This window comes from Streptomyces sp. NPDC001407 (genome assembly GCF_042895325.1).
In the GTDB taxonomy this organism is placed as follows: Bacteria; Actinomycetota; Actinomycetes; order Streptomycetales; family Streptomycetaceae; genus Streptomyces.
In genome coordinates this window covers 106,680-120,462 of the sequence record NZ_JBIAWF010000024.1, presented here as the reverse complement: position 1 = coordinate 120,462, position 13,783 = coordinate 106,680, and the positions used below count along the sequence as shown (strand labels likewise).

At 71.7% G+C, this 13,783-nt stretch carries 12 protein-coding genes; 8 read left to right on the top strand and 4 right to left on the bottom strand.

Annotation, left to right across the window (positions count from 1 at the left end; translation table 11 throughout):
* Together ACFY1P_RS28095 and ACFY1P_RS28090 are read left to right on the top strand one after the other, a co-directional pair.
* Positions 1–501, top strand: a 501-nt coding sequence (locus ACFY1P_RS28095) for a biotin/lipoyl-containing protein (RefSeq protein ID WP_390752175.1), incomplete at its 5' end; no start/stop codon positions are given.
* Positions 502–940: 439 nt separating this feature from the next.
* On the top strand, positions 941–1,534 hold the full coding sequence (locus ACFY1P_RS28090; RefSeq protein ID WP_361534886.1) for a helix-turn-helix domain-containing protein: 594 nt from the start codon (positions 941–943) through the stop codon (positions 1,532–1,534).
* Between the two features lie 12 nt (positions 1,535–1,546).
* Here ACFY1P_RS28090 and ACFY1P_RS28085 read toward each other — a convergent pair whose 3' ends face one another.
* Together ACFY1P_RS28085 and ACFY1P_RS28080 are read right to left on the bottom strand one after the other, a co-directional pair.
* The gene (locus ACFY1P_RS28085) at positions 1,547–2,587 is read right to left on the bottom strand and encodes a DeoR/GlpR family DNA-binding transcription regulator (protein WP_390752174.1); all 1,041 of its coding nucleotides are present in this window, start codon (positions 2,585–2,587) and stop codon (positions 1,547–1,549) included.
* Between the two features lie 81 nt (positions 2,588–2,668).
* Positions 2,669–4,117, bottom strand: a complete 1,449-nt coding sequence (locus ACFY1P_RS28080) for an NAD(P)H-quinone dehydrogenase (RefSeq protein ID WP_390752173.1) — start codon at positions 4,115–4,117, stop codon at positions 2,669–2,671.
* 178 nt (positions 4,118–4,295) lie between these two features.
* Here ACFY1P_RS28080 and ACFY1P_RS28075 point away from each other — a divergent pair, with 178 nt between their 5' ends.
* The 3 genes from ACFY1P_RS28075 (at position 4,296) to ACFY1P_RS28065 (ending at position 8,270) form a co-directional block, all read left to right on the top strand.
* On the top strand, positions 4,296–4,733 hold the full coding sequence (locus ACFY1P_RS28075) for a gamma-glutamylcyclotransferase (RefSeq protein WP_361534877.1): 438 nt from the start codon (positions 4,296–4,298) through the stop codon (positions 4,731–4,733).
* 169 nt (positions 4,734–4,902) lie between these two features.
* Positions 4,903–5,724: a purine-nucleoside phosphorylase gene (locus tag ACFY1P_RS28070; protein WP_361534874.1), complete on the top strand. Its 822-nt coding sequence runs from the start codon at positions 4,903–4,905 to the stop codon at positions 5,722–5,724.
* A gap of 878 nt (positions 5,725–6,602) precedes the next feature.
* Positions 6,603–8,270: a phospho-sugar mutase gene (locus ACFY1P_RS28065; protein ID WP_390752172.1), complete on the top strand. Its 1,668-nt coding sequence runs from the start codon at positions 6,603–6,605 to the stop codon at positions 8,268–8,270.
* 951 nt (positions 8,271–9,221) lie between these two features.
* On the opposite strand, the gene ACFY1P_RS28060 is transcribed toward ACFY1P_RS28065, so the two are convergent.
* The gene (locus tag ACFY1P_RS28060; protein WP_390752171.1) at positions 9,222–9,851 is read right to left on the bottom strand and encodes a PH domain-containing protein; all 630 of its coding nucleotides are present in this window, start codon (positions 9,849–9,851) and stop codon (positions 9,222–9,224) included.
* Between the two features lie 127 nt (positions 9,852–9,978).
* On the opposite strand from ACFY1P_RS28060, the gene deoC reads away from it, so the two are divergent.
* Genes deoC through ACFY1P_RS28045 form a run of 3 tightly spaced genes read left to right on the top strand, consistent with a single transcriptional unit; the run spans position 9,979 to position 13,272 of the window.
* Complete coding sequence (gene deoC, locus ACFY1P_RS28055) at positions 9,979–10,962, top strand: deoxyribose-phosphate aldolase (RefSeq protein WP_361535239.1); 984 nt, start codon at positions 9,979–9,981, stop codon at positions 10,960–10,962.
* A 2-nt stretch (positions 10,963–10,964) separates the two neighbouring features.
* Entirely contained in the window at positions 10,965–12,395 is a 1,431-nt protein-coding gene (locus ACFY1P_RS28050; protein WP_390752170.1) for an aldehyde dehydrogenase family protein, read from the top strand.
* On the top strand, positions 12,388–13,272 hold the full coding sequence (locus ACFY1P_RS28045; RefSeq protein WP_361535230.1) for an aldehyde dehydrogenase family protein: 885 nt from the start codon (positions 12,388–12,390) through the stop codon (positions 13,270–13,272). Before ACFY1P_RS28050 ends, ACFY1P_RS28045 begins: the two co-directional genes overlap by 8 nt.
* 85 nt (positions 13,273–13,357) lie before the next feature.
* Here the strand turns inward: ACFY1P_RS28045 and ACFY1P_RS28040 are convergent, their stop codons facing one another.
* Complete coding sequence (locus ACFY1P_RS28040) at positions 13,358–13,780, bottom strand: hypothetical protein (RefSeq protein WP_361533584.1); 423 nt, start codon at positions 13,778–13,780, stop codon at positions 13,358–13,360.
* Positions 13,781–13,783: the final 3 nt, after the last annotated feature.

The following is a 13,783-nucleotide window of genomic DNA, read 5'->3' as shown; positions in this document are numbered from 1 at the left end:
CACCGCGCCGTCGTCACCGACCCCGCCTTCACCACCGACCCCTTCCACGTCCACACCCGCTGGATCGAAACCGAATTCGTCAACGAGATCCCGCCGTTCACCGGCGCGGTCGCCGAGGACGAGGAGGAGACCGCGGGCCGCGAGACGGTCGTGGTCGAGGTCGGCGGCAAGCGGCTGGAGGTCTCCCTGCCGTCGTCGCTGGGCATGACCATCGCCCGCACGGCCGCCGCGGGCGGCGCCAAGCCGAAGCGACGGGCCGCGAAGAAGTCGGGCTCGGCGGCTTCGGGTGACGCGCTCGCGTCCCCGATGCAGGGCACGATCGTCAAGGTCGCGGTCGAGGAGGGCCAGGAGGTCGCCGAGGGCGATCTGATCGTGGTCCTCGAAGCGATGAAGATGGAACAGCCGCTCAACGCGCACCGCGCGGGGACGGTCAAGGGGATCACCGCCGAGGTCGGAGCGTCGGTCTCCTCCGGAGCGGTCATCTGCGAGATCAAGGACTGACCATCGGGGCAGCCCGCCGTAGCGCGGTTACGCCTGCGGCGGGCTCTCTCGTCAGAGGGCGCGTGTCAGCCGTCGGGGGCGGGCCGGTTGCGCCTGCGGCGCTTGTTCCCCTACCCGCCCCTTCCCGAAACTGGGGCTTCGCCCCAGACCTCGCAACACGCTTCGCGCGTTGTCCTCAAATGCCGGACGGGCTGAATTCAGCCCGTCCGGCGTTTGAGGACGCGGCCGCAGGCCGCTCCCGCCGCTGGGGGCACCTCTGGGGGCACCCCCGGACGGAGTCTGGGGGAGGTAGCTGGGGGAGGCCACGCACCCGCACAGGACAACGGCGAGCCCCACCCCCACCCCGCCCCCGCGAAGCGAGTGGCATTGTTGTACGCCGCGGGAACCCCCAAGGGAGGCGGCAATGACCACGGAGATCACGCAAGCGTCACCACGCCCCATGCGCGCGGACGCCCGGCGGAACTACGAGCGGCTGCTCGCGGAGGCCCGTACCGCCTTCACCGCGCACGGGACGGACGCCTCGCTCGAGGACATCGCGCGCCGGGCGGGCGTCGGGATCGGGACGCTCTACCGTCACTTCCCCAACCGCACGGCCCTGATGAGTGCCGTCTTCCAGGGTGAGGTCGACGCGCTGCTGGCCCGGTCGCGGGAGCTGCTGGCCTCGCCGGAGCCCTGCCGGGCGCTCGTGGACTGGCTGCGGACCATCGTGGCGCACGCCAGCACCTACCGCGGGCTCTCGCGCGCCCTGATGGCCGCGCAGAGCGACGAGGGGTCCGCGATGTCGCGGTGCAGCCTGCCGATGCGGGAGGCGGGCAGTGAGCTGCTCGCCCGCGCGCAGGGGGCAGGGGCGGTCCGGGCCGACGTCGGCATCGTGGATCTGATGCAGCTGACGAACGCGATCTCCCTGGCCGTCGAGCAGTCGCCGGACGACCCGGAGCTGGCGGACCGGCTGCTGATGCTCACGCTCACGGGCCTGAAGGCGCCCGCGAGCGCCGGACGGGACGGCGGGCACGACGCCCCGTCCGGCGCCTGAGGCGCGTTCGCGTCAGCGCCGCCGGGGCGCCAGATCGGCCACCCGCGCCGTCGCCTGGTCGCCCAGGGAGACGGCGCTGCGCAGCTGAGGGCCCGGCGGCCCCCCCTGCACCGGCCCCTGGGGCTGTCCGGGGCCCATCGGGTGCGTACGCCGCTGTCCCGGCAGGGGGACGTCGCGGCGGCGGCCCGGCGGCCCGGCCTCGCCCCCGCCGGGGACGCCGGACGGCCCCGGGCCCGACCCCGCGCCGGGCCCCGCGACCGAGATGTGGACGCCCTGGTCGGCGAGTGCCTGGAGCTCCGTGGCCGCCCGTTCGTCGTGCCCCGGGGGCGCGTCCGTCACCAGCCGCGTGATCACGTCGGTGGGCACCGTCTGGAACATCGTGTCGGTGCCCAGCTTGGTGTGGTCCGCCAGCACCACCACTTCCGCCGCCGCCTGCACCAGCGCCCGGTCCACGCTCGCGGAGAGCATGTTGGACGTGGACAGGCCGCGCTCGGCGGTCAGCCCGCTGCCGGACAGGAACGCTCTGGACACCCGCAGCCCGTGCAGCGACTGCTCGGCCCCGCTGCCCACCAGGGCGTAGTTGGAGCCGCGCAGCGTGCCGCCGGTCATGACGACCTCGACCCGGTTGGCGTGGGCCAGTGCCTGCGCGACGAGCAGGGAGTTGGTGACCACGGTCAGGCCCGGCACACGCGCGAGCCGGCGGGCCAGCTCCTGCGTGGTCGTGCCGGCACCGACGACTACCGCTTCGCCCTCTTCGACAAAGCTCGCCGCGAGATCGGCGATGGCCGTCTTCTCCGCGGTCGCTAGATGGGATTTCTGCGGGAAGCCGGATTCCCTGGTGAAACCGCCCGGCAACACCGCACCGCCGTGCCGGCGGTCGAGAAGTCCTTCTGCCTCCAATGCCCGCACGTCCCGCCGTACGGTCACTTCGGAGGTCTGGACGACGCGGGCGAGCTCACGGAGCGAAACCGCCCCGTTGGCGCGCACCATTTCGAGGATCAATTGACGACGTTCTGCAGCGAACACGAAACCGACAGTAACGCCAACGACCATCCGTTTTCAGCAGGTTGCAGAATTTTACGGAAGTTGTCCGCTGCGGAACGTATGGCGTGGTATAGGGAACGCCTGGCTCCACTACCCCTCGCGCGGCGCCTTCCTCGCGTGCAGCTGCCGGGCCACCTCGGCGAGGGAGCCGGACAGCGAGGGGTAGACGGTGAACGCGTTGGCGATCTGCTCCACGGTCAGGTTGTTGTCGACCGCGATCGAAATCGGGTGAATCAGCTCGCTCGCACGCGGCGCGACCACCACTCCGCCGACCACGATGCCCGTACCCGGACGGCAGAACATCTTCACGAAACCATCGCGAATTCCCTGCATCTTCGCCCGCGGATTCCGCAGCAGCGGCAGCTTCACCATGCGGGCGTCAATCTTGCCGCTGTCGACATCGGCCTGCGTATAACCGACGGTCGCGATCTCCGGATCCGTAAATACGTTCGCGGATACAGCCTTGAGATTGAGCGGCGCCACCGCGTCGCCCAGGAAGTGGTACATCGCGATGCGGCCCTGCATCGCCGCCACCGACGCGAGCGCCAGCACGCCGGTGCAGTCACCGGCCGCGTAGACGCCCGGCGCGCTCGTGCGCGAGACCCGGTCCGTCCAGATGTGGCCGGAGTCCTTGAGCCGGACGCCGGACTCCTCCAGGCCGATCCCGGCCGTGTTGGGGATCGAGCCGACGGCCATCAGGCAGTGCGTGCCGGTGATGACCCGGCCATCGGCCAGCGTCACCTCGACACGGTCGCCCACGCGCTTCGCGGACTGCGCGCGCGAGCGGGCCATCACGTTCATCCCGCGCCGCCGGAAGACGTCCTCCAGCACCGCGGCCGCGTCCGGGTCCTCGCCCGGCAGCACGCGGTCGCGCGACGACACCAGCGTGACCTTGGAGCCCAGCGCCTGATAGGCGCCCGCGAACTCCGCGCCGGTGACGCCGGAACCGACCACGATGAGCTCCTCGGGGAGCTCGTCCAGGTCGTAGACCTGCGTCCAGTTCAGGATCCGCTCGCCGTCCGGGAGCGCGTCCGGGATCTCGCGCGGGTGCGCGCCCGTGGCGATCAGCACGGCGTCCGCGACCAGGGTCTCCTCGGTGCCGTCCACGGCCCACACGACGACCTTGCGCGAGCCGTCCGGGGCCTGGTTCGGCTCCAGCCGGCCGCGGCCGCGCAGCACGCGCGCACCCGCCCGGGTGACCGAAGCGGTGATGTCGTGCGACTGCGCCAGGGCGAGCCGCTTCACCCGGCGGTTGACCTTGCCCAGATCCACCCCCACGACCCGGGCCGTCTGCTCCAGGGGCGGCGTGTCGTCGGCGACGATGATCCCCAGCTCCTCGTACGAGGAGTCGAAGGTCGTCATCACCTCGGCCGTCGCAATAAGGGTCTTCGAGGGCACGCAGTCGGTGAGCACCGACGCCCCGCCCAGACCGTCGCAGTCGACGACGGTCACCTCCGCGCCGAGCTGCGCGGCGACGAGCGCCGCCTCATAGCCGCCGGGTCCGCCACCGATGATCACGATCCGAGTCACGTACTCCATTGTCCCGCACCCGTCGAAGCGACTTCTCCCGGGGCCTCCCCCGTCGGATCCGTACGCAAATCCCTGCGTACATCCCTACGGGCATCCGTGCGAGGACCGGCAGGAGGTTCCGGACGAACCTCCCTTCGAGACTGCCACCCCAAATGCCGTTCCGCCTCACTCCCGTACTCTCGGAGCCATGTCGCTCTACGCCGCGTACGCCGGCAACCTCGACGCGCGGCTGATGTCCCGCCGCGCACCCCACTCGCCCCTGCGCGGCACGGGCTGGCTCGCCGACTGGCGACTGACCTTCGGCGGCGAGCAGCTCGGCTGGGAGGGGGCGCTCGCGACCCTCGTCGAGGCGCCGCGCTCCCAGGTCTTCGTCGCCCTCTACGACATCGCTCCGATGGACGAGGACTCGATGGACCGTTGGGAGGGTGTCGGCCTCGACATCTACCGCCGGATGAGAGTCCGCGTGCACACTCTGGACGGTGAGGAGCCGGCCTGGGTGTACGTCCTCAACGGCTACGAGGGCGGGCTGCCCTCCGCGCGCTACCTCGGTGAGATCGCCGACGCGGCCGAGTCCGCCGGGGCACCGCACGACTATGTGATGGAGCTCCGCAAGCGGCCCTGCTGAGGCTCTGCCGGGCCTTGCTGGGGCTCTGCTGAGGCTCTACCGGGGCTCTGCCGAGGGGTTGCCGATTCTTATGACGAATCCGTCTCGTCATAAGACACAAAGCAACAATCGGAACACCGTCACCAGCCACATCTACGCGCGTAGGCGAATAGCGGCTACCCTCGTCCGCGTGAACGCATCAGTTACTCCGGACATCCAGGCCGACCCGTACGCCGCGGCCGACGCCGCCGCCTCCCGTCTGCGCGAGCTGACGGGCGCCGAGACCCACGACGTCGCCCTGGTCATGGGCTCCGGCTGGGTACCCGCCACCGAAGCTCTCGGCACCCCCGAGATCGAGTTCCCGGTCACCGAGCTCCCCGGCTTCCCGCCGCCCGCCGTCGCCGGCCACGCGGGCACCATCCGCTCGTACAAGGTCAACGACAAGCGCGTCCTGGTCTTCCTCGGCCGCACGCACTACTACGAGGGCCGTGGCGTCGCCAGCGTCGTGCACGGTGTCCGCACCGCCGTCGCCGCCGGTGCCAAGACCATCGTCCTGACCAACGGCTGCGGTGGTCTGCGCGAGGGCATGCGCCCCGGTCAGCCGGTGCTGATCAGCGACCACATCAACCTCACGGCGACCTCGCCGATCGTCGGCGCGAACTTCGTCGACCTCACCGACCTCTACTCCTCGCGGCTGCGCGCCCTCTGCCAGGAGGTCGACCCGACCCTCGAAGAGGGCGTCTACGTGCAGTTCCCCGGCCCGCACTACGAGACTCCCGCGGAGATCAAGATGATCCGCACCCTCGGTGCGGACCTGGTCGGCATGTCCACCACCCTCGAGGCCATCGCCGCCCGCGAGGCCGGCGCCGAGGTCCTCGGCATCTCCCTGGTCACGAACCTGGCCGCGGGCATGACGGGTGAGCCGCTGAACCACGAAGAGGTCCTCCAGGCGGGTCGCGACTCGGCTACGGCGATGGGTGCGCTGCTGGCTTCCGTTCTGGACCGGCTGTAGTTCCGGCCCGCTGAGGTTCGTTGCCTCCCCCAGACTCCGTCCGGGGGTGCCCCCCAGCGGCGGAGCGGCCTCAAACGCCGGCCGGGCTGGGTTGTGGTGGGTGCCGGGGGTGGTGCCTCCGGGCTGGGAACGTCTCCCGCTGGATGCGGGGGCGATTCTGGGTGCGGGTCCGTTCCGCCTGCGGCGGGCGGCCTCAATCGTCGGCCGGGCTTGGGTGGTGGTGGGTGCCGGGGGTGGCGCCTCCGGGCTGGGAACGTCTCCCGCTGGGTGCGGGGGCGATTCTGGGTGCGGGTCCGTTCCGCCTGCGGCGGGCGGCCTCAAACGCCGGCCGGGCTGGGTTGTGGTGGGTGCCGGGGGTGGCGCCTCCGGGCTGGGAACCTGGAACGCGGTGCGGGAACCCTTACGCGCATTGAGTGCCCTGATACACGCACCGCGTTCCAGAACCCCACCCTCCGACCCCACCCCCTCCCACCGGAGAGCAAGTGCGGGCCGTGGGGTACGCACTCAGCCCGTTGGGGGCACCTCTGGGGGCACCCCCGGACGGAGTCTGGGGGAGGTAGCTGGGGGAGTTTGAGGACGCGGCCGCAGGCGGCCAACCGACCCGCACGTCGGGGTCTGGGGCAACGCCCCAGTTTCGGGAAGGGGCGGGGTAGGGGAACAAAGCCCGCCGCAGGCGCCCACCGACCCGCAGCCAGGGGGCCGGGGCGGAGCCCCACGCGGCGGAGCCGCAGACGCGTGACCCGTGCCACCACCACGTACCCATGTGATTTACGAGCCCTGCGTCAGGGCAACGATGCAACACCCGGCGACAGACCTGCGCCGCCCGGCAGAGCGCAGCGGAACCGCCCCAGACACTCGACCACTCCGGAGGAGAAACCGTGGAGCGAGACCTCATCGCGCGAGCCAAGTCGTGGCTGGCCGAGGACCCCGACCCCGACACCCGTGACGAGCTCGCCCGGCTCCTCGACGCCGGGGACACCGCCGAGCTGAGCGTCCGCTTCGGCGGCACCCTCCAGTTCGGTACGGCGGGTCTCCGCGGTGAGCTGGGCGCCGGTCCCATGCGCATGAACCGCGCCGTCGTGATCCGCGCGGCCGCCGGTCTCGCCGCGTACCTCAAGAAGCAGGGCCACGTCGGCGGCACCGTCGTCATCGGCTACGACGCCCGTCACAAGAGCGCCGACTTCGCCCTGGACACCGCCGCCGTGATGGTCGGCGCGGGCCTGAAGGCCGCGCTGCTGCCGCGTCCGCTGCCCACCCCCGTACTCGCCTTCGCGATCCGCCACCTGGGCGCGGTCGCGGGCGTCGAGGTGACCGCCAGCCACAACCCGCCGCGCGACAACGGCTACAAGGTCTATCTCGGCGACGGTTCCCAGATCGTGCCCCCGGCCGACGCGGAGATCGCCGCCGAGATCGCCGCGGTCGCGAGCCTCGACGACGTGCCCCGCCCCTCGGCCGGCTGGGAGACCCTCCGCGACACGATCGTGCAGGCCTACCTGGAGCGTACCGACGCGGTCCTGACCAACGGCTCCGCCCGCGACGTGCGCGTCGTCTACACGCCCATGCACGGCGTCGGCCGCACCGTCCTGACCGCCGCCTTCGAGCGCGCCGGGTTCCCCGCGCCGACGGTCGTCGCCGAGCAGGCCGAGCCCGACCCGGACTTCCCGACCGTCTCCTTCCCGAACCCGGAGGAGCCGGGCGCGATGGACCTGGCGTTCGCGACGGCCCGCGAGGCCCAGCCGGACATCGTCATCGCCAACGACCCCGACGCCGACCGCTGCGCCGTCGCCGTGCCGGACCCCGAGTCCGCCGAGGGCTGGCGCATGCTGCGCGGCGACGAGGTGGGCGCGCTGCTGGCCACGCACCTCGTGCACAAGAAGGCCCAGGGCACCTTCGCAACCACGATCGTCTCCTCGTCCCTCCTCTCCCGCATCGCGGCCGCCGCCCCCGGCACCGCCTACGAGGAGACCCTCACCGGCTTCAAGTGGCTGGCCCGCGTGGACGGTCTGCGGTACGCGTACGAGGAGGCGCTGGGCTACTGCGTCGACCCCGAGGGCGTACGCGACAAGGACGGCATCACCGCCGCCCTGCTCGTCGCCGAGCTGGCCGCCGAGCTCAAGGAGACCGGCCGTACGCTCACCGACCTGCTGGACGACCTCGCGGTCGAGCACGGCCTGCACGCCACGGACCAGCTCTCCGTGCGCGTCGAGGACCTCTCCCTGATCTCCGACGCGATGCGCCGCCTGCGCGAGCAGCCGCCCGCGCTGCTGGCCGGCCTCCAGGTGACCTCCGCCGAGGACCTGGCCAAGGGCTCCGAGTCCCTCCCGCCGACGGACGGCCTGCGCTACCACCTCGCCGGTGACGCCTCCGGAACCGTCTCCGGCGCGCGCGTCATCGTCCGCCCCTCGGGCACGGAACCGAAGATCAAGTGCTACCTGGAGGTCGTCGTCCCGGTGGCCTCGGCGATCGCCCTCACGGACGCCCGGGCGCGGGCGACGGATGTCCTGACCGCGATCAAGAAGGACCTGTCGCAGGCAGCGGGCATCTGACCCTCCCCGCCGCCGGGCCCCCACGCGGGCCCGGCGGCGGGCGGTCCGCGTGCGGCGGGCTTGTTCCCGGCTGCGTCTGATCTGCGGCTCCGCCGCTGGGGGGCACTGCCCCAGCCCCTGGCCGCGGTCCGGTGGGCGCCTGCGGCGCTTTCTTCCCCTACCCCGCCACTCCCCGGCTGCATCTCATTTGCGGCTCCGCCGCGCGGGGGGCTCCGCCCCAGACTCCTGGCCGCGGGAGGGTTGGCGCCTGCGGGGCTTCCTTCCCCTACCCCGCCCCTTCCCGAAACTGGGGGCAAGCCCCCAGACCCCCGAAACTGGGGCGCTGCCCCAGACCCCGAACCTGCGGGCCCGTTGCCTCCCCCAGAGGTGCCCCCAGCAGCGGGGGCGACCTGCGGCCGCGTCCTCAAACTCCCCCAGCTACCTCCCCCAGACTCCGTCCGGGGGTGCCCCCAGAGGTGCCCCCAACGGGCTAAATTGCGCGCCCCGAAACCTGGGGCTCCACCCCAGACCCCGCAACACGGCTTCGCCGCGTTGGTCCTCAAATGCCGGACGGGCTAAAGAAAAGCACAGCGCACCCGGGCTGAATGAGCGCCCCAGCCGGGCAAAATGGCGCGCCCCACAACCCGCACTTGCCCTCCGGCGGGAGGGGGTGGGGCCGGAGGGTGGGGTTCTGGAACGCGGTGCGACTTCAGGGCACCCAATACGCGTAAGGGTGCCCGCACCGCGTTCCAGGTTCCCAGCCCGGAGGCGCCACCCCCGGCACCCACCACACACCCAAGCCCGGCCGGCGTTTGAGGCCGCCCGCCGCAGGCGCACACAACCCGCACAAGACATCGGACCCGCACCCAGCGGAAAGCGCACCCGCCACAACCCCAGCCCGGCCGGCGATTGAGGCCACCCCACCTCAGGCACAAACAACCCGCACCCCACAACGGCGACCCCCAACCACCCTCAGCCCAAAATCAAAAGCACAACCAAAAGCACAACCCCCACCCCCACAACCCCCAACACCTCATAAGCCCACCGCACCGACACCACGCCCTCAACCCCCGCATGGCGCCCCGCCAACTCCCGGATCTCCCCGATCGCCTGATCCGCCGGCGCGGAAGCCGGCGCGGAAGCCGAAGCCCAAGCCGAAGCCCCCGCAACGCCCGCCTCACCGACCGCAGACCCACCAGCCCCCCGCCGCGCCGCAGCCTTCCGCTTGCGCAGCGACACCGGAATGGACCAGAGCTGATACTTCGCACCCCCGGCGAAGAGCTCGCTCGAGTACCCGGCCCGCACATCCTCGACGCACCCCCACGGCACGGTGATCGTCCGGAACGGGTTCCGCACCAGCAGCCGCTTCTCGCTCGCCCACACCGCGGGCCGCAGCGTGAAGGCGATGATCAGGGGTACGACGCAGAGCAGGCCGGCGAGGGCGAACCAGGGCGTGCGCCCGGAGCCGCGGAAGACGGCGTCGCCGCCCAGCCAGGCGGCGAGGAGGAGCAGCAGCACGCCCCCGGCGATCCCGGCGGGCGAGCGGTAACACCGGTCGGCGTACGGGGTCTGCGGGGCGGAGGAGTCGTCCGGGCTCGTCATGCGGCGATTGTGCACCACGCCCCACGGAAGCACGCACCCCGGAAGAGGGCGGCCAGAGGCCGACGGACCGGATCCGCCACAGGGGGGTGACACGCGCTACGCGCGTAGATATGCTCATCTGGTGACCATGCCCACCACAGTTCCCGCACACGGCAACGACGCCGCGGGGCGGCTGAAGGACCTGGCGGACGTGACCGCCTCCGACAGCACGCTGCGCCGCTTCCTGCACGGCCTCCCGGGCGTCGACGCGGTCGGGCTGGAGGCCCGCGCCGCCTCGCTCGGCACCCGCTCGATCAAGACGACGGCGAAGGCTTACGCCATCGACCTGGCGATCTCGATGATCGACCTGACGACGCTGGAAGGCGCAGACACCCCGGGCAAGGTCCGGGCGCTCGCCGCCAAGGCCGTCCACCCCGACCCGACCGACCGTACGACGCCCACGACCGCCGCGGTCTGCGTCTATCCGGACATGGTGGCGACCGCCAAGGCCGCCCTGAAGGGCACGGACGTCAAGGTCGCGTCCGTCGCCACCGCGTTCCCCGCCGGCCGCGCCGCGCTGCCGGTGAAGCTGGCCGACACCCGGGACGCCATCGCGGCCGGGGCGGACGAGATCGACATGGTGATCGACCGCGGGGCGTTCCTCGCGGGGCGGTACATGGACGTCTTCGAGGAGATCCGCGCCGTCCGGGCGGAGTGCGGCGACAAGGCCCGTCTCAAGGTCATCTTCGAGACCGGTGAGCTGTCGACGTACGACAACATCCGCCGCGCGTCCTGGATCGGGATGCTGGCCGGTGCCGACTTCATCAAGACGTCGACCGGCAAGGTCGCGGTGAACGCGACCCCGGCGAACACCCTGCTGATGCTGGAGGCCGTGCGCGACTTCCGGGCGCAGACGGGCGTCCAGGTCGGCGTGAAGCCGGCCGGTGGCATCCGCACCACCAAGGACGCGATCAAGTTCCTGGTCCTGGTCAACGAGACCGTGGGCGAGGAGTGGCTGGACAACACCTGGTTCCGCTTCGGTGCCTCCAGCCTGCTGAACGACCTGCTGATGCAGCGGCAGAAGCTGAGCACCGGGCGCTACTCCGGTCCCGACTACGTCACGGTGGACTGATCATGTCTTTCACTTACGCACCGGCCCTCGAGTCGCGGGCGGTCGTCGACATCGCCCCGTCGTACGGCCTGTTCATCGACGGTGAGTTCACCGAGGCCACCGGCGGCAAGGTCTTCAAGACGGTCAGCCCCTCCTCCGAGGAGGTGCTGTCCGAGGTCGCGCAGGGTTCCGCGGAGGACGTGGACCGCGCGGTGAAGGCGGCCCGCAAGGCGTTCGAGAAGTGGTCGGCGCTGCCCGGCTCGGAGCGCGCGAAGTATCTCTTCCGCATCGCCCGGATCATCCAGGAGCGCTCGCGCGAGCTGGCCGTCCTGGAGACCCTGGACAACGGCAAGCCGATCAAGGAGACCCGCGACGCGGACCTCCCGCTGGTCGCCGCGCACTTCTTCTACTACGCGGGCTGGGCCGACAAGCTCGACCACGCGGGCTACGGCGCGAACCCCCGCCCGCTGGGCGTCGCGGGCCAGGTCATCCCGTGGAACTTCCCGCTGCTGATGCTGGCGTGGAAGATCGCTCCGGCGCTGGCGACGGGCAACACCGTCGTCCTGAAGCCGGCCGAGACGACCCCGCTGTCGGCGCTGTTCTTCGCGGACATCTGCCGTCAGGCCGGGCTGCCGAAGGGCGTCGTCAACATCGTCACCGGTGACGGCACCACGGGCGCCGCGCTGGTGGCGCACGAGGACGTGAACAAGGTCGCGTTCACCGGCTCCACGGCGGTCGGCAAGGCCATCGCCCGTACGGTCGCCGGGTCGGACAAGAAGCTCACGCTGGAGCTGGGCGGAAAGGGCGCCAACATCGTCTTCGACGACGCCCCCATCGACCAGGCCGTCGAGGGCATCGTCCAGGGCATCTTCTTCAACCAGGGCCAGGTCTGCTGCGCGGGCTCCCGACTGCTGGTCCAGGAGTCGGTCCAGGACGAGCTGCTGGACTCCCTCAAGCGCCGCCTGTCGACGCTGCGCCTGGGCGACCCGCTGGACAAGAACACCGACATCGGCGCGATCAACTCCGCCGAGCAGCTGGCCCGGATCACCGAGCTGGCCGACAGCGGCGAGGCGGAGGGTGCCGAGCGCTGGGCCCCGGCCTGCGAACTGCCGTCCGCGGGTTATTGGTTCGCGCCGACGCTGTTCACCGGCGTCACCCAGGCCCACCGGATCGCCCGCGAGGAGATCTTCGGCCCGGTGCTGTCGGTGCTGTCCTTCCGCACCCCGGCCGAGGCGGTCGCCAAGGCGAACAACTCGCAGTACGGCCTCTCCGCCGGCATCTGGACGGAGAAGGGCTCGCGGATGCTGGCCGTCGCGAGCAAGCTGCGCGCGGGTGTCGTCTGGGCCAACACGTTCAACAAGTTCGACCCGACCTCGCCGTTCGGCGGTTTCAAGGAGTCGGGCTTCGGCCGCGAGGGCGGCCGTCATGGTCTGGAGGCCTACCTCGATGTCTGATCGCCTGGCTGTCTTCAAGACCTACAAGCTGTTCGTCGGGGGCAAGTTCCCCCGGTCCGAGAGCGGACGGGTGTACGAGGTGACCGACTCCAAGGGCAACTGGCTCGCCAACGCCCCGCAGTCCTCCCGCAAGGACGCCCGGGACGCGGTCGTCGCGGCCCGTAAGGCGTTCGGTGCCTGGTCCGGCGCGACCGCGTACAACCGCGGCCAGGTCCTCTACCGCGTCGCCGAGATGCTGGAGGGCCGCAAGGACCAGTTCGTCCGCGAGGTGGCCGAGGCGGAGGGCCTGTCCAAGGCGAAGGCCGCCGCGGTCGTCGACGCCGCGATCGACCGCTGGGTCTGGTACGCGGGCTGGACCGACAAGATCGGCCAGATCACCGGTGCCGCCAACCCGGTCGCCGGCCCGTACTTCAACGTCTCCGCCACGGAGCCGACCGGCGTCGTCGCCGTGCTCGCCCCGCAGGAGTCGTCGTTCCTCGGCCTGGTCTCGGTGATCGCCCCGGCGATCGCCACGGGCAACACGGTCGTGGTCGTGGCCTCCGAGAAGGCCCCGCTGCCCGCGCTGTCCCTGGGCGAGGTGCTGGCGACGTCCGACGTCCCCGGCGGTGTCGTCAACGTCCTGTCGGGCCGTACGGCGGAGATCACGCCGTCGCTGGCCGCGCACCAGGACGTCAACGCGATCGACCTCGCGGGCGCGGACGACGGGCTCGCGAAGGAGCTGGAGATCGCGGCGGCGGACAACCTCAAGCGCGTTCTTCGTCCACAGGCTGTGGACTGGGCCGCCGCGCCGGGCCTCGACCGGATGACGGCGTTCCTGGAGACGCGCACGGTCTGGCACCCCACGGGGTCGCTGGGCGCGGGCGGCTCGTCGTACTGACGCCGCGTCGACTCCGTACGCCCGAAGGGGCGGGGTGGTGACCGATTCCGGTCACCACCCCGCCCTTCGGGCGATCGGGTCCCTGCTAGACCGAAGGCAACAGACCCGTCGCCTGGTCCAGCAGGCCCAGGTCCTGGAGCGCGCCGCCGTTGGTCAGGGGCTCGGTGAGGGCGGACGTGCTCATCGGCTGGAAGTCGGCGACCTGCGTGCCCACGGCGTTGGCGAACGGGTCGCTGCCCGTGCCCGCCAGCGGGTTGAGCTTCAGCGCCTCCAGGGAGCGCAGCGCGCCCTCCGAGGACGTGCCGAGCGCCGTGTCCGCGCCCGCTGTCGCCGCGTCGATGGACGTCACCCCCAGCTCGGCCCGCGGGCCCGTGGCGGGCATGGCATTGGCCGCCCCCGCGCCGCCCGCGACGATGGCCGCACCCGCCGAGACGGTCAGCCCGACGCGCACCAGACCGCGCGAGTGGGAGGGGCGGGAGGAGCGTGCGTGTCGTGCGTGCGAGGCCATGGG

Excerpts from the sequence above, each read along its gene's own strand:
- ACFY1P_RS28045 (WP_361535230.1), top strand. The coding sequence starts at position 12,388 with ATGTCTGATCGCCTGGCTGTCTTCAAGACCTACAAGCTGTTCGTCGGG.
- ACFY1P_RS28050 (WP_390752170.1), top strand. The coding sequence starts at position 10,965 with ATGTCTTTCACTTACGCACCGGCCCTCGAGTCGCGGGCGGTCGTCGAC.
- deoC (WP_361535239.1), top strand. The coding sequence starts at position 9,979 with ATGCCCACCACAGTTCCCGCACACGGCAACGACGCCGCGGGGCGGCTG.
- ACFY1P_RS28040 (WP_361533584.1), bottom strand. The coding sequence starts at position 13,780 with ATGGCCTCGCACGCACGACACGCACGCTCCTCCCGCCCCTCCCACTCG.
- ACFY1P_RS28060 (WP_390752171.1), bottom strand. The coding sequence starts at position 9,851 with ATGACGAGCCCGGACGACTCCTCCGCCCCGCAGACCCCGTACGCCGAC.
- ACFY1P_RS28085 (WP_390752174.1), bottom strand. The coding sequence starts at position 2,587 with ATGGTCGTTGGCGTTACTGTCGGTTTCGTGTTCGCTGCAGAACGTCGT.
- ACFY1P_RS28090 (WP_361534886.1), top strand. The coding sequence starts at position 941 with ATGCGCGCGGACGCCCGGCGGAACTACGAGCGGCTGCTCGCGGAGGCC.
- ACFY1P_RS28075 (WP_361534877.1), top strand. The coding sequence starts at position 4,296 with ATGTCGCTCTACGCCGCGTACGCCGGCAACCTCGACGCGCGGCTGATG.
- ACFY1P_RS28080 (WP_390752173.1), bottom strand. The coding sequence starts at position 4,117 with ATGGAGTACGTGACTCGGATCGTGATCATCGGTGGCGGACCCGGCGGC.